At 43.9% G+C, this 15,028-nt stretch carries 18 protein-coding genes; 11 read left to right on the top strand and 7 right to left on the bottom strand.

The window, feature by feature from the left end; translation table 11 throughout:
• Positions 1 to 37 precede the first annotated feature (37 nt).
• On the top strand, positions 38 to 268 hold the full coding sequence (locus V7051_RS08450) for a sulfurtransferase TusA family protein (protein WP_333874510.1): 231 nt from the start codon (positions 38 to 40) through the stop codon (positions 266 to 268).
• Positions 269 to 302: 34 nt separating this feature from the next.
• Here V7051_RS08450 and V7051_RS08445 read toward each other — a convergent pair whose 3' ends face one another.
• Positions 303 to 824 carry a DNA-deoxyinosine glycosylase gene (locus V7051_RS08445; protein WP_333874509.1) on the bottom strand — a complete coding sequence of 174 codons (522 nt, stop codon included), beginning with the start codon at positions 822 to 824 and terminating at the stop codon, positions 303 to 305.
• A 214-nt stretch (positions 825 to 1,038) separates the two neighbouring features.
• Between V7051_RS08445 and V7051_RS08440 the strand changes: the two genes are divergently transcribed.
• The 6 genes from V7051_RS08440 (at position 1,039) to V7051_RS08415 (ending at position 7,673) form a co-directional block, all read left to right on the top strand.
• Positions 1,039 to 3,918 carry a response regulator gene (locus tag V7051_RS08440; protein ID WP_333874508.1) on the top strand — a complete coding sequence of 960 codons (2,880 nt, stop codon included), beginning with the start codon at positions 1,039 to 1,041 and terminating at the stop codon, positions 3,916 to 3,918.
• 239 nt (positions 3,919 to 4,157) lie between these two features.
• Complete coding sequence (locus V7051_RS08435; RefSeq protein ID WP_333874507.1) at positions 4,158 to 4,640, top strand: SRPBCC family protein; 483 nt, start codon at positions 4,158 to 4,160, stop codon at positions 4,638 to 4,640.
• Positions 4,641 to 4,683: 43 nt separating this feature from the next.
• A complete protein-coding gene (locus V7051_RS08430; RefSeq protein WP_333874506.1) occupies positions 4,684 to 5,139 on the top strand; it encodes a PAS domain-containing protein in 456 nt (151 codons plus the stop codon).
• A 42-nt stretch (positions 5,140 to 5,181) separates the two neighbouring features.
• Entirely contained in the window at positions 5,182 to 6,012 is an 831-nt protein-coding gene (locus tag V7051_RS08425; protein WP_333874505.1) for a sterol desaturase family protein, read from the top strand.
• Positions 6,013 to 6,042: 30 nt separating this feature from the next.
• Complete coding sequence (gene msrP, locus V7051_RS08420) at positions 6,043 to 6,999, top strand: protein-methionine-sulfoxide reductase catalytic subunit MsrP (protein WP_333874504.1); 957 nt, start codon at positions 6,043 to 6,045, stop codon at positions 6,997 to 6,999.
• Positions 6,999 to 7,673: a sulfite oxidase heme-binding subunit YedZ gene (locus tag V7051_RS08415; protein WP_333874503.1), complete on the top strand. Its 675-nt coding sequence runs from the start codon at positions 6,999 to 7,001 to the stop codon at positions 7,671 to 7,673. The genes msrP and V7051_RS08415 overlap by 1 nt, the downstream gene beginning before the upstream one ends.
• Positions 7,674 to 7,766: 93 nt before the next feature.
• On the opposite strand, the gene V7051_RS08410 is transcribed toward V7051_RS08415, so the two are convergent.
• Complete coding sequence (locus V7051_RS08410) at positions 7,767 to 8,657, bottom strand: phosphate-starvation-inducible PsiE family protein (protein ID WP_333874502.1); 891 nt, start codon at positions 8,655 to 8,657, stop codon at positions 7,767 to 7,769.
• 356 nt (positions 8,658 to 9,013) lie between these two features.
• Between V7051_RS08410 and sodB the strand changes: the two genes are divergently transcribed.
• The 3 genes from sodB (at position 9,014) to V7051_RS08395 (ending at position 10,963) form a co-directional block, all read left to right on the top strand.
• A complete protein-coding gene (sodB, locus tag V7051_RS08405) occupies positions 9,014 to 9,595 on the top strand; it encodes a superoxide dismutase [Fe] (protein WP_333874501.1) in 582 nt (193 codons plus the stop codon).
• Between the two features lie 169 nt (positions 9,596 to 9,764).
• Complete coding sequence (locus V7051_RS08400) at positions 9,765 to 10,457, top strand: SDR family oxidoreductase (RefSeq protein WP_333874500.1); 693 nt, start codon at positions 9,765 to 9,767, stop codon at positions 10,455 to 10,457.
• Positions 10,458 to 10,462: 5 nt separating this feature from the next.
• Positions 10,463 to 10,963, top strand: coding sequence for a DUF3455 domain-containing protein (locus V7051_RS08395; RefSeq protein WP_333874499.1), 501 nt, complete (start codon positions 10,463 to 10,465; stop codon positions 10,961 to 10,963).
• Here V7051_RS08395 and V7051_RS08390 read toward each other — a convergent pair.
• The 5 genes from V7051_RS08390 to arsC all read right to left on the bottom strand — a co-directional run bounded on the left by V7051_RS08390 (position 10,951) and on the right by arsC (position 13,957).
• The gene (locus V7051_RS08390) at positions 10,951 to 11,877 is read right to left on the bottom strand and encodes a ketopantoate reductase family protein (RefSeq protein ID WP_333874498.1); all 927 of its coding nucleotides are present in this window, start codon (positions 11,875 to 11,877) and stop codon (positions 10,951 to 10,953) included. The two genes, V7051_RS08395 and V7051_RS08390, sit on opposite strands and share 13 nt — an antisense overlap.
• Entirely contained in the window at positions 11,870 to 12,574 is a 705-nt protein-coding gene (hda, locus tag V7051_RS08385) for a DnaA regulatory inactivator Hda (RefSeq protein ID WP_333874497.1), read from the bottom strand. Before hda ends, V7051_RS08390 begins: the two co-directional genes overlap by 8 nt.
• Positions 12,575 to 12,576: 2 nt before the next feature.
• A complete protein-coding gene (locus V7051_RS08380; RefSeq protein WP_333874496.1) occupies positions 12,577 to 12,930 on the bottom strand; it encodes a DUF2069 domain-containing protein in 354 nt (117 codons plus the stop codon).
• On the bottom strand, positions 12,927 to 13,520 hold the full coding sequence (wrbA, locus tag V7051_RS08375; RefSeq protein ID WP_333874495.1) for an NAD(P)H:quinone oxidoreductase: 594 nt from the start codon (positions 13,518 to 13,520) through the stop codon (positions 12,927 to 12,929). The genes V7051_RS08380 and wrbA overlap by 4 nt, the downstream gene beginning before the upstream one ends.
• A gap of 80 nt (positions 13,521 to 13,600) precedes the next feature.
• Positions 13,601 to 13,957 carry an arsenate reductase (glutaredoxin) gene (gene arsC, locus V7051_RS08370; RefSeq protein ID WP_333874494.1) on the bottom strand — a complete coding sequence of 119 codons (357 nt, stop codon included), beginning with the start codon at positions 13,955 to 13,957 and terminating at the stop codon, positions 13,601 to 13,603.
• Between the two features lie 77 nt (positions 13,958 to 14,034).
• Between arsC and ubiA the strand changes: the two genes are divergently transcribed.
• Positions 14,035 to 14,904, top strand: coding sequence for a 4-hydroxybenzoate octaprenyltransferase (gene ubiA, locus V7051_RS08365; RefSeq protein ID WP_333874493.1), 870 nt, complete (start codon positions 14,035 to 14,037; stop codon positions 14,902 to 14,904).
• The last annotated feature ends 124 nt before the right edge of the window (positions 14,905 to 15,028 follow it).

The raw sequence follows: 15,028 nt of genomic DNA, 5'->3' as shown, positions 1-15,028 counted from the left end.
CGCACCAAACTTAGTTGAGAAAACTTAATATAAAGCTATGATCGAATTTAACCTGGAAGTAGATGCTAGCGGTTTGAATTGTCCATTGCCCTTGTTGCGCCTGAAAAAAGCCTTAATGAGCATGTCCAGCGGCGATATCGTCAAAGTGATCGCAACCGATCCGGCCGCACATTTGGATTTTGGCGTTTATGCTGACCAGACCGGGCATCAGATTATTCAATTAATCCGAGAATCCGATAGACAGGTTTTTTATTTCAAAAAGAAATAAGTGTTTGTTGGAAACGCCGATTTTTCGCCATCGCTCAAACAGGTTTATTCCGGCTTACTGCGACTGTCCTCCATATCTGAAGCTTTTGTTCATAAGAAAGAGAAGCATGCGCCGGACTGGTTGATGGCAGGCGCATATAGCTGACTGGAACGGAACTGACAGTAGGCTGCACGTGTTGCCGGTACGCCGATTCCGCTTTTGCTCCGTTGAAGAATACTGCACGGATTTTGTCATGTGTGCGAAAGAAGTCCTGAAAGTTATTTACCGTGATGGAACCGGTATCAATTTTTGCATCCAAACTACCGACTCGCGTGCAGGATTGCAGCACATCCCATAGTGCGATACGGGCGGTCTTCAGTTCTTGTAGACGGGCTTCATACGAAGATTCAGGATCAAACTCAAGCAATTCCGCCATAATCTTCCAGAACGCGTTACGGCGATTCGCATAATACTGACCTGCCGCCAAAGACTCCTGTCCCGGCATACTGCCTAAAATCAATATCTCCGCATTAAAATCCGCAATCGGTTCGAAACAGAATAAAAGTGGTTTTGTCATTTCGGTCTGCAAGACTTAAAACATAAAATCGCAAAGTATACGAAGAAAAATCATGATAAAAATTTAAGCTGTCCTGATTAATTAAATAATTAACAGAATAACCGAAATCATTTAATTAATCAGGACACTTTTAAAGTTAGATTTATAATGCCACCAGCAGTAAGCGCAAGTAATCAAAATAAATTTCCCAAATACAGCATTGAGTTTAAACAGTATGGTTAAACGAAGTATTTTTAGAAAACTTCTCGTTACGATGGTCGGTTTAATTATCGCCTTATTGACGATGTTGACCTTTGTTCAGATTGAATTTCAAAAAGATGTGTTTGAAAAGGAATTGGAAAAACGCATTGTGCTTATGAAAGAAAAGTTAATCGATAGGGGGCAAATTCTATCTGATAATTTATCAGGCCAAGTTGAGAATGGCATCGCTTCCGTTAACCTTTCTTTGGTTGCCGATCAGTTAAGAAATGCAGTGCGGGAAAATAAGGAGCTTAATTACATTATATTAATGCAAGCATCAGGAAGAGCCTATATACATACGCTAAAACCTCAGCTAGAGATGGGAATTTTATCCGAAAAAGAGGATTTATTCGCGGCGGCTCAACAGGCTGCAACAGTTAATGAATATATCAGCAACGCTAAACCCTTTATGGAATTTATCATGCCGATTCAAGTCAGCGCAAAATCCTGGGGCGTTCTCCGGCTGGGTTTTTCCCTGGATATTCTTAATCAGGAGATTGTCAATTCCCGAGAGGAAAGCACTCGTCAAATCCACGAAATGATAGCGCGGCTATTAATGACAGCGACTATTTTCATGGTGATTGGCGCCGGTATCGTATTGTTTGTATCTGAGCGCCTGTCCAGGCCGCTGATGCATTTGACACGGTTGGCAAATGAGCTGGCTGAAGGTAATTTTGCGGTCAGCGAGAAGGTTAAAAAAATTCGTCCTGATGGCGAAATTGGGGCTCTAACGACAGCTTTTTCTCAGATGGCCCGGAACCTGAAGATTTCTTACGATAAGCTTGAAGACTATAGCCGAACGTTAGAGCAGAAAGTTATAAACCGCACATCCGAATTGGCGGAGGCAAGAGATCAGGCTATTGCGGCTGATAAAAGCAAATCGGAATTTCTTTCGATGATGAGTCATGAAATTCGAACGCCGATGAATGCAATCATCGGTATGACCCGGTTAGCTTTACAGACCGACCTGACTGCAAAACAGCAGGATTATTTGACTAAAGTTCAGGTTTCTTCACGCGCTTTGCTCGGAATCATTAATGATATTTTAGATTTTTCCAAAATCGAAGCCGGAAAACTGGAGTTGGAAGCTATCCCATTTAATTTGGATGACGTGCTAAACGATCTTTCCAGTTTAATGAGCGACAAAGTGGAAGAAAAAGACCTACAGCTACATTTTATTACTGCCGACGATGTGCCTGTGGAGTTGATAGGCGATCCGCTAAGACTGGGGCAGGTATTACTTAATCTAGTCAATAACGCTGTCAAATTTACCAGTTACGGCGATATCGATATTAAAATTGCGTTAGCGGAAAAGTGTGTACATACAGAAAAGACAGATCAGGTTTTGCTTGAGTTTTCTGTTAAAGATACCGGTATAGGTTTGACGGCAGAACAAATAGGCGGGCTATTCCAGTCTTTTAATCAAGCCGATAAATCGACCACCCGTAAATACGGCGGGACAGGTTTGGGCCTGGCTATTTGTAAGCGAATGGTGGACATGATGGGGGGTGTCATTCATGTCAATAGTGAAATAGGAAAGGGCAGTACTTTTACGTTTACCGCCATCTTTCGGCAGCCGTATGAGGTAGATCAAAAACGCACGGTATCAAGCGACGCATTTCGCGGCGTAAAAGCATTAGTGGTGGATAATAACGAGACAACTCGAAATGTCTTATGCTTGTATTTGGAAACACTTTTTTTTCAAGTGACTTCCGTCAGTACGGGGGAGCAAGCTATTCAAATACTGGAAAACGCCTCCGTTGACGATCCTTACAGGCTTGTGCTCATGGATTGGCATTTGCCTAAAATGGACGGTATTTCGGTTGCGCGATATATTAAAAATGATCTTAAAGTTCCCTGTATTCCTCACATTATCATGATAACCGCACATAGCAGGGAGGACATTACGCAGCGATCAAATGATCTTAATCTGGATGGTTTTCTTATCAAGCCGGTGCATTTATCGGTATTGGTCAGTACAGTTGTTGAAGCGTTTAATCAAAATAATTTTGATCGATATCAACCCGCGCAAGTCCGCCGCGCAAGAATGAGAAACGAAAAGCTGCATCAAATAAAAGGCGCCAAGTTGCTGCTGGTAGAAGACAATCATATTAATCAGCAGATTGCTAAAGAAACGCTGGAACAGGAAGGTTTTGAAATTGCTATTGCTGCGGATGGCCGGGATGCTGTGCAAAAAATACGAGCAAGCTATTTTGATGCAGTATTAATGGATTTGGAAATGCCAATCATGGATGGTTATGAGGCCACCCGAATCATACGTTCTGAAGCGCAATTCGATGCTTTGCCGATCATTGCAATGACGGCTCACGCGATGAACGATGTTAGAGAAAAGTGCTTGCAGATAGGAATGAACGGGTATGTGACCAAGCCTATAGATGTTGATGAATTGCTGGAAAATCTGATTAAATTTATCAAACCGGCATTACGGAAAACATCGGCTTCTTGCTTGGCGAGGACAGCTCAGCAAACAGAAGTATTGCTGCCGGAACTATTGCCCGGCATTGATATACAACGGGCTTTAAAAAATGTTGTAGGAAATGTGCAACTGCTGCATGACTTGCTACTGAAATTTGAGCAGAGTTTTAGTGATGCGCATATCCGCCTGGATGCCTTTTTACAAGCCGGCGATGTTGATTCGGCTTTGAGGTATCTCCATACAATGAAAGGCGTGGCAGCCAATCTCGCGATGTCGGAATTGAAAACGTGTATAGAAACGTTGGAACAGGCTCTTAATAAACAAGAGGCGTATACGCCTGAACTATTAACTGACTTTGCGAACGCACAAAACAGAGTGCTTGAGTCAGTGAGGCAGCTATATAGCGCTAACTGTTAAAATGGATAACGACAGCGAATGTAATAGGTTTTTGCTGAATGGTTTTCTTCTTTCTCCCACTTCATCTTTTTCAAGCTGATAATGGATAGAAGCCTCATATTAAAAGTGAGCTTAATCTAAATAGTTTGAGAAAGTATGTAATTAATTTCTATAAAGTTTGTAATTAATTTTTATACTGGTAGATTGGAACAAAATAACAATAAAGTTGGGCAATAAACTCAGCAAGGAATGGTTTTACAATGCAACTTAAGTTTTCATTTGATTTATCCAAACCGGTTACGGGTGAAGCAAGCATTGAAATTGATAAACCAATTCACGACGTTTTTTCTTATATTGGCGAGCATTTTTTTGATAACTATCCCAAATGGTCTGTAGAAGTTGTTGAATTTGAACCCTTGGATGGTAAAGACGTATTTATTGGCTCTAAAGCAAAACAAATCCGTAAAGACAACGGCACAAAAGTTGAATCTGTTTTTGAAATCACAGATTATCAACCCTGTATCAAACTTATATTTAAAGGTTTGACTGAACCCTATAAACACAGTTATTTATTAGAGAGCTGTGAACAAACACAATCCACCCGCTTGACTTTTCGCTTTGATTTATTAGAAGTCGAAGTATTTATGCGCCCGTTTGCAAAGCTGATACGTTCCGCTATTGAAGATGGGGCTGAAAATACGGTTGAGAACATCAAAAGTTTAATTGCTGCTGAAAGCAATTAATATCAGTAGATTTATAATAATTATAAAAAATTGGAGTTTAATTATGCCTTTTATTGTTGAAAAAGATAGCGGCCTCATTCCGCAAGTACTTTCCGCTATTTTAGATGAATGTGTTAACGGTGTAACTTTAGCTGATCCCGATTTAGATGATTCGCCAATTATATATGCCAATAAAGCCTTCGAACGTTTAACGGGTTATAGTCAAGAAGATATCATCGGGCATAATTGCCGTTTTCTTCAGGGTAGTGATAGAGATCAGCCCGCTCGCAATCAGATCTCCGAAGCGATGAGAAATCATGACGCAATTGAAGTGACGTTACGCAATTATAAAAAAGACGGCACCTTATTTCATAATCGTTTAAAAATAACCCCTTTATTAGATAGAAAAAAACGGGTTATTTATTATCTTGGTGTGCAGTACGACATAACCGACCAAGTAACTGCCAGTAATGAAATTAAAGAACTGAACGCGTTATTGGCAGCCATGTCGAACAAATAAACAAACTTTTATAATTACGGTATAAAACATGAAGGTATGTTTATGAATGCAGCTGAAAATACTCATAGTAGTGATGGCCTGCTTTTTAATGAAGAGTTATTCGGCCTAGCTATACTGGCCTTTATTTTATTGCTGATCTTCGAAAAAGTTAAACCGCATCGTAATTTTTCCAATAAAGTTAATAAAGAATCATTCGTTACCAATACGACAGCATTTTTAGTTAATAACTTGATTTTGACGGTATTAAGAGCCTCGTCATTATTCCTTGTTGCGCAGCAATTTTCATCCTATGGGCTATTAGCAGGCCTGGATAACGGCTTAGTTAAATGGCTGCTGGCTTTTGCTTTTTTCGATTTGGCAATTTACATTTGGCATGTGGCAAGTCACAAATTCGAATTTCTATGGCGATTTCATAAAGTACATCACAGCGATAAAAGTTTTAATGTTTCTACGGGTTTTCGCTTTCATGTTTTCGATTTATTACTGGAAATTATTTATAAGTCTGTATTCGTTGTAGTTATTGGTGTAGATGCCTATTTGGTACTTTCCATCGAGATTATCGAGTTATTTTTCATTTTTTTTCATCATGCCAACCTTCGCGTTACCAACGAAGAAGCTATTTCACAATTCATTATTACCCCATCACTGCATCGAACCCATCATTCCACCTTACGTGCAGAGCACGACAGTAACTACGGCATTGTGTTGTCAATCTGGGATCGCATTTTCGGAACTCGGAAAGAGTTGGTTCCTGAACATATCGGCCTGGATTTAATTGAAGCGGAAAATTTCATACAGCTGTTTTCGCTGGCGTTTATTACCGAGCTTAAAATTCGCCGATTATTGGGTTGGATTCCTAAAGGTAGAAAGTAAACATTGATCAACCATTAGGTAATCTTGGCGATGATAATTAAAACAAAAAAAGATATTCCTGCCAGTGAAATTACCGATCCTTTGATTTTTAAGGAACGCCGGAAAATCATTAAAGCCATGTTGGCGGCGATGGTTGCAGGTATGGGTATTTCACCGACATTGGCTAATAGCCGTAATCCGGTTTGGGCGAGTTTGCCGAAAGGTGACTTTTCGGCTGATCTTTTAACGCCTACGCCCGCCGAGTTGATTAAAAATTACACCAACTATTACGAGTTTGCATTCAATAAACAAGACTCAACGAAGTTGGCGCAAAATCTTCGGACCGACCCGTGGTCTGTTGAGATAAGCGGCGAAGTGGAAAAACCGGGGATTTACTATTTGGAAGATATTTTACGTCAGCAGACGCTCCAGGAGCATATCTACCGTTTTCGTTGTGTCGAAGCGTGGTCAATGGTTGTGCCTTGGGTTGGTTTTTCGTTAGGCGATCTATTAAAAACGGTTAAACCTTTATCTACGGCCCGTTTTGTAAAATTTACCTCCGTTCTTCAGCCGGAAATAATGCCCAGGCAGCATAACAATGCGATGCTGGAATGGCCGTATGTTGAAGGATTACGCATTGATGAGGCCATGCATCCTTTGACAATAATGGCTGTCGGAATGTACGGCGATACTTTGCCCAAGCAAAATGGTGCGCCGCTACGTTTGGTCGTGCCTTGGAAATACGGCTTTAAAAGCATTAAAGCGATTGTAAAAATCGAGTTGTTAAAAAGGCCTCCGGTAACTTCGTGGAGCCAGTTCGCTCCCAATGAATACGGCTTTTACTCTAACGTGAACCCGTCTGTCGCTCATCCGCGTTGGAGTCAAAGCAGCGAGCGCCAATTAGGCAGCGGTTTTTTTACCTCACGCCGACAAACTGAATTATTTAACGGCTATGGTGAGCAAGTGGCATCACTTTATCAAGATATGGATTTACGGCATTTTTTCTGATGACTTTTCAAATCAATGCCTTGAAGTCGAAAACTATAGCCGCTTGTTTAATCCCGTTGTTATGGTTGTTTATTGACATTGCTTTTGACAATTTAGGCTCAAATCCTGTTCAAGCGCTGCATATTCGTTTGGGCGATTGGTCATTACGTTTTTTGTGTTTGACCTTGGCTATTACGCCCATCCAAACTATTACAAAATGGCGAGGCATGGCGGATTATCGGCAATTGTTCGGGTTGTACGCTTTTTTTTATGCCACCTTGCATTTACTGGCCTACTTGCTGATAGATCATGCTCTGGCGTGGCGTATGATTGGTATCGATATGATTGAAAGCTCTTATATTTGGTTTGGTATGTTGGCTTACATTATTGTGCTTTTGTTAGCGCTGACGTCGCCTAAATGGGCCAAAAAGCGCATGGGTAAAAACTGGAAAAAACTTCATCGGTTTATTCATATTGCAGCCGTTGCAGCAGTTATTCATTATTTCTGGCAGCTCAAAGGTAACCTGGCTGAACCTTTGTTTTATTCCATAATGGTATTTTTATTGCTGGGCTTTCGTGCTTTAGTCTGGGTTAAAAATCGTCAATTAAATAGACTGATGATCCCGGCAGGCAAAAGAATGTTGGCCTTGATGGAAGAAGATGTGATGCCGGAAACGATCCGCAAACGACGCTGAATGCTCAAATGAATGGATGAGTCAAACTATGAGTGTTTCTGGGCTAGTCTATGTTTATGGCGCAGAAGGTTCAGTATTAACCCCAACAGGTAGCTATTCTTTCTTTTGGATCAGCCAGTAAGTAATCCCCAGCGCTATCACAACCAATGCCGATGCGCTCACATATTCCGCCGATAAATGTTTGTAATCGAAAACGATAATTTTTCGGCAAATAGCCATTAGCGCAGTAGCCACAACAAGATTTACCGGGATCACATCACTTCGGATATAGACAGTAATGTTCAGGAAAATTTCAATGGCGATTAACACAGCCAAAAAAGCGCCAAACGTTTCCAGCATGTCATTGATAGTCAACAGCATAAAAGGCGGGTGGGTGATTTTTCCGAAAATCACATAAACGACATCGATAATACCGAACAAAATAACGATCACCATCAGCAAAGCCAGGAACTTGAGCGCCAAGCGTATGGTACGGTGCAGAAGTTGTATAAACGGATCTTCATGCTCCATAGGCAGTTCTTCATGTTGGATGGGCAGTTGTTCGGAACTTTCTAAAGTGACCCGTTTTACCAGCTTATCGCGCAGATGGGCCAATAAAGGAGCAATAATATGCTTATGAGAGATAAACCCGGTGGGCGTTAAATCTTTTACAACAAAATTATTCAAGCCTTCTATTTCGTTTAGCTCTTTATCCTCCAGCTTTTCAAAGCCCATATTCCAGTAAGGAAACAACCGCTCCGTTATCGGCAGTTTTTCAATCACGGTTACGTCTTTATGACGTATATCTTTTTTTATGACTTCAAAGGTAGCATCAACGACGTTCTCATCGCCTTCCAACACCTGAAAAAAAGTGCCATGCGAATAAAATAGTATCCCGGTTATATTGTTCATTCCGTTGTTTACGCGACAGGTTTTTAATAGTATTAGCAGCTTTTCCGAACTAAAGTCTGTGACTGCGGTACTGGCGTAAGTCAGTCTGATCATTGCGGTCTCCCGTAAGTGATTATTGATTTAGCAGGTATTTTATGCGGGTAAATACAGTATAAGCTTGCCTGACTTTGAAAGTATTATTTAAATGGGGTATAAAGCAGGTAGCTTTCAACATATCGGGTGACAGCTTCTATCTATATTCCAAAGCTGGGCATTTTTGCACATTAGCATAGGTGCCGCATAAGCAGTTTTAATGATTTGCCTTGTTCTTGCTTGTGCTAATCGCTTTATTTAATCGGCGAGCAATGCTAAAGTAAATGTTTATTAAAACACTTGGTATTTATTTTGTTGCCGGCTGTTTATATACAATATCTTTAATATTTTTCAATAACTTGATTTAGGAGAATCTCATGGCTTTTGAACTTCCTGCTTTACCTTATGCTAAAAATGCACTGGCGCCCCATATTTCCGAAGAAACATTGGAGTTTCATTATGGTAAGCATCATCAAACTTATGTCACAAACCTGAATAACTTGGTTCCAGGAACTGAATTTGAAGGTTTATCATTGGAAGAAGTTATTAAGAAATCTTCCGGCGGTATTTTTAACAACGCTGCGCAAGTCTGGAATCATACGTTTTACTGGAACAGTATTGCGCCGAATGCAGGTGGCGAACCTACTGGCGCTTTAGCTGATGCTATCGATTCAACTTTCGGTTCATTTGCCAAATTTAAAGAAGAATTTACCAAATGCGCAGTGACTACGTTTGGTTCGGGTTGGGCCTGGTTGGTACAAAATGCCGACGGCAGTTTGGCGCTGGTCAGCACCAGCAATGCAGCGACGCCATTAACAACCGGTCAAACGCCTTTGTTGACTTGTGATGTTTGGGAACATGCTTATTACATTGATTACCGCAATGCACGTCCAGCTTACCTGGAAGCCTTCTGGTCTTTGGTTAACTGGGATTTTGCTGCAAAAAACTTTTCAGCTTAATTTCTTAATCGATGTTGCGTAAGTTATAACAACTGCGAAGAATGTTTTTTGTGTTCTTTATGTCTTCGTGGTGAGATTTTTACCTATTGCGTAACATCAGTTTTTAAGTAGTATAAGAAACCTTCTGCGTCTACCGATGCAGGAGGTTTTTTTATGGGAGAAATAAAAAATGGCTACAGTTTTAATTACCGGCGCCAATCGCGGCTTGGGTCTGGAGTTTTGCCGCCAGTACTCCAAACAGGGTTGGCATGTTATTGCGTGTTCGCGCAATCCTGACGACGCGTTTGATTTAAACAATCTCGCCAGTCATCATAATATTCAGCTGGAAACGCTGGATGTTTCTGAGTTTGGACAAATCGATGCGCTGTCCCAAAAATTGGCGGGTCTGCCGATTGATGTTTTAATTAACAATGCCGGGATTTATACCGATAACGGCAATAACGGTTTCGGCAAGCTTGATTATCAGGCATGGACTAAATCGCTGCTGGTTAACACCCAGGCGCCGTTAAAAATGGCCGAAGCGTTTTTACCGCAAATCAAGTGCAGCGATAAAAAGTTGATCGTTAATATCAGCAGCCTGATGGGCAGCATGGCTGATAATGACAGCGGCGGCAGTATTTTTTACCGCTCAAGCAAGGCGGCGCTGAATGCTGCAATGAAGAGCCTTGCGATAGAGCTTAAAAATCAGTCTGTCGGCGTGCTTATTTTTCATCCCGGTTGGGTCAAAACCGATATGGGCGGGCCTAATGCATTGATTAACGCGGAGCAAAGCGTGACCGGGATGCGTACTTTGATAGAGGGCTTTTCATTGGACCAATCCGGCAGTTTTGTCAAATATGACGGAACGCCAATGCCATGGTGAACACTATGATTAAAAAAATATTGATTTTATCGGCGCTGTTGCAGGGAGCGGCCAATGCCGGAGTTGTAATTCCCGAGCCGATTAAAGCGCCTACCGGCAACCATCCTGTTTTGACCGTGCATGCAAAGGGCGACCAGATTTACCAATGCTCTCTGAATAAAGGCGAGTATTCATGGGAAACGCAGGCACCCGATGCCAAGTTATTCGACGATCGAGGCAAAATAGTCGGGAATCATACGGCTGGACCTTTATGGGAATATAAAGAGGGCAGCCAAGTGGTCGGCCGGGTAGTCAAGAAAATCGATATGGCGCCGGGTTCGGCGATTTCCTGGTTGCTGGTCGAGGTAGTTTCCCATAAAGGCAACGGCCTGTTTTCGAACGTGAACTTTATTAACCGGATTAATACCCGCGGCGGCCTTCCGCCTTCGTCGGGATGCGACTCCAATCATCTGGGCAGCGAAAAGCGGGTCGCCTATACGGCGGATTATATTTTTTACGGTAAATAGCTCAGCTTTAATTCTCTGAGCCTCATCAAACCATAGACCGATTCCAGATGCGGCGCGGCTATGTTTAGCCTTTGGGCGGCGCGCAAGGTATTGCCGAGGATGGCTTCGGTTTCCATCGGATGGCCGTTTTCATAATCTAGCAGCATGCTGGTTTTATAAGGCGGCATCGCATAGGTGTTTTCGATATTAATGTTAACAATATCGTCGGGCAGTGGATGCCCGGAGGCCGCTGCGATGCTGCAAACTTCCTGCATAATGCTGCGTACCAACGATTCTTGGGTTTGCAGGATGTCCAGTGTCAGCAAACCTCCCGACAACACCGATAGCGGATTAAACGGTGCGTTCCAGACGCATTTTTGCCAGCGTCCGGTCACAATATTGTCGATTGCTCCGCACTCAATGCCGGATTGATTAAACAGTTCGCAAAGTTCCAGGGTTTTACGGCTGATGCCGCTCGGCAAATTACCTAAAGCCAGACGGCCATACGCCAGATGCAGTATTTCGCCGGGACCTACCCGATTGCAGCAAATAAATGCCAAACCGCTAACGAGTTCATTATTGGGGAAAGCATTCAGCATTTCCTGCTCGATTTCTACGCCGTTCTGGATAAAGACAATAGATGTGTTCCGGCCGACAACCGGACGAATCAGCGCGACCCTGTCCAACGTCGGAATGATCTTGGTGCAAAGCAAAATATAGTCCGGCGTTCCTTTAAAATCGGAAACATGCCTTAAAACCTGTGCAGGGGTAAAACTCCAGCGGCCGAGCGCTTGGCTGTTGATGATGAAATCGTGTTCCTTTACCTGGTCGTAATCGGAGCGGCAGATAACCGATACCTCGGCTCCGGCTTGCGCCAGCAGCGATCCATAAAACGCGCCGATGGCGCCGGCTCCAATAACAAGGACTTTAATCATGGTTTTGGTCGTTTAGAATTTGCTTTAAAAAAGGGAGAGTCAATTTACGTTTGGCGGCCAAGGAGGCCTTATCCAGTTTTTCCAGTAAAGCCCATAAAGAGGTCAAATCCCTGTCGTAATGCGTCAGTAGAAAACGCCCGGCTTGCGGGGCGATTTCGAAACCCATTTGATCGGCTTTAAAGATAAGTGCCGCAATGCGGTCGCTATCGGTCAAGGACTGTATTTTTAAAGACAGTCCCCAATTAAGGCGGGTTTTTAAATCAGGTAATTGAATGGCAACATCATTGGGCGCTGAAGATGCCGATACGATCAGTTTATGGCCGCGATCACGGTGTCGATTAAAAAAATTAAAAAAAGCCAGCTCCCAAGCGGAGTGACCGGCTATGCGGTCGATGTTGTCGAAACAAACGACATCGTACTCATCAAGCCCGTTCAGCATGGATGGATCGGGTAACTCAGCCTGTGTTAAATCAAAGTAAAACGAACTGAGGTTTTGATTCTGCGCCCGATGACAGCAGGCTTGCAACAGATGCGTCTTACCTTGTCCCGATTTACCCCAGAGGAAAATTTGCTGTTCACCCAAGCCAGCAATGCACTGTTGCAAGTGAGTGACGATTTCCTGATTGCCGCCGGGGAAAAAATCGTTAAAGGTTTGATTGGCCCTGAATTCAAAATCTAACGGAAGCTGCTGTGCCATTGTCAGTTCTGTTTTCCCGCTAGCCGCACATAAAATGTCGTGCCGAAAAAGAGCATCAGGCTCAACATGATTTCAAACGATGCATACAGCCGTTCGTCGGCGTTGACGTAAGCTTCGGTAGTGCCGTGGAGAAAATAAATCAGGCTGACGTAGGCCGCCCACGCGCAACTCCTGGGATTGCGATCAAGCAAGCCGCGCATCGGCAGTAATAACGGAGTAACGGCGACCAGCAGAACCAGCGCCACCGGAAAGCGGGTGGACGGCGTCAGTACGGTATTCCAAAGCATCAACAACGCGAACAAACCGAAAAAACCAATCAGCGCGATGATGTAACAATAAATCGGTTTTATGTTCATGCGGATTTTTTCAGTTGAACTGCGGTTTTGGCCAGTCGCGCACCGAGCGCTTTGCACAAGATTTTTTCGTGATCGCTCAAGCCCGAATGATTCATCGATACATGACTCGGGCCGTAAGGCGTGCCGCCTGACGTAGTTTCACGCAACGCATGCTCGGTATAAGGCAAGCCCAGTATCAACATGCCCTGATGCAACAGCGGCAACATCATCGACAATAAAGTGCTTTCCTGGCCGCCGTGCATGCTGCCGGTCGAGGTAAATACGCCTGCGGGCTTGCCGGATAATGCGCCTGAAAACCAGATTTCCGTGGTGCTGTCGATGAAGTATTTCAGCGGCGCTGCCATATTACCGAAATGGGTCGGACTGCCCAGCGCCAAACCGTCGCAGGATTTCAAATCGTCGAGCGTCGCGTAAATCGCGCCGTGGGCGGGGATGCTGTCCGCGGTTTTTTCACAAACCGTTGACACATCGGGGACGGTTCTGAGCACCGCTTCAGCGCCGTCAACCGATGCTACACCGCGAGCGATATGATTAGCCATGTCCGCGGTGGTGCCGTTACGGGAGAAATACAAAATCAGGATTTTAGTCATAAGTTTTAGACAGACATAGATGCGGCTTTTCCCCCTCTCCCTCTGGGAGAGGGTCGGGGTGAGGGTTGTCTAAAAGGCCCTTATGCATGATTAAAAATAGCCAGTACCGCTTCCGGCGGACGGCCAATTGCCGCCTTGCCGTTGGCGATAACAATAGGACGCTCGATTAAAATAGGATTGTTTACCATCGCTTGAATCAGCGCCTGCCTATCCAGCGACGTATCGCTAAGACCATTTGCTTTATATTCGGCTTCTTTCTTGCGCATTAACTCGCGTGGCTCCATGCCCAACTTTTGCAGAATATCGTCCAGTTCCTGAGCGCTCGGAGGCGTTTTAAGGTACTCGACAACCTCCGGCTCGATGCCTTGTTCTTTCAATAGCTGCAAGGTTTGCCGCGACTTGCCGCAACGCGGATTGTGATAGATTTTTACACTCATAGTTCACGCGCTCATCAAAATAAAAAAGCTATAATAGCATTTTTAATAAAACTCAGGCTTTGGAAAAGGCGATAACAATGATGGACAGAATAACGGATCGAATGAAGCAATATTGGTTATTAGCGCGATTCGACAAGCCTATCGGCATCCTGATTTTATTATGGCCCGCATTATGGGCGCTTTGGGTGGCTGGCGACGGCAAACCCGACTCATTGGTTTTGACTGTTTTTTGTCTAGGAGTTGTATTGATGCGGGCCGCCGGATGCGTGATTAACGATTATGCCGACCGCGACTTCGACCCGCATGTGGAACGCACCAAGCAGCGGCCTATTGCGGCCGGCAAGGTCAAGCCCAAGGAAGCGCTGATCGTTTTTGTCGTGCTGTGCTTGAGCGCTTTCGGCTTGGTGTTATTAATGAATATTTACACCATCATGCTGTCGTTCATCGGCGCATTCCTGGCCGCCAGTTATCCGTTCATGAAACGCTATACCCATCTACCCCAAGCTTACCTGGGCATCGCTTTCGGCTGGGCCGTGCCGATGGCGTTTTCCGCGCAGACCGACAGTATTCCTCCGGTGGCCTGGGTGATGTATTTAGCCGTCGTATTGTGGGCGCTGGTCTACGACACGATGTATGCGATGGTCGACAAGGATGACGATTTGAAAATAGGCGTTAAATCGACAGCGATACTGTTCGGCGCTTACGACCGCCACATCATGGCCGGGTTACAGTTAGTCATACTCGGCCTGCTGGTTGCAGTAGGGCAAATGGCGCATACAAGTTGGCCTTACTATGGCGGTATTTTAGTTGCAGCAGGCTTATCGGTTTATCAGCAAAAATTGATTTTTCACCGGGAAAAAGCGCTTTGTTTTAAAGCGTTTTTGAACAGCAACTGGTTCGGCTTGGCTGTATTCGCTGGCTTGGTAGCGGATTATTGGCTTCGGTGAATCAAGCGCTGGATGGAATCGATTTACTAATGGAAGTTCGTCTGGCCCTTTGTTCCGGTAGGTTATAGAACCTAGTGTTTAATTACGTAAATTAGTTACCGTATTTCTTATTTGGCTACCTTTT

This window comes from Methylobacter sp., from assembly GCF_036845245.1.
In the GTDB taxonomy this organism is placed as follows: domain Bacteria; phylum Pseudomonadota; class Gammaproteobacteria; order Methylococcales; family Methylomonadaceae; genus Methylobacter_A.
The sequence above is the reverse complement of the archived record's forward strand: the minus strand, read 5'-3'. Positions and strand labels throughout refer to the sequence as shown.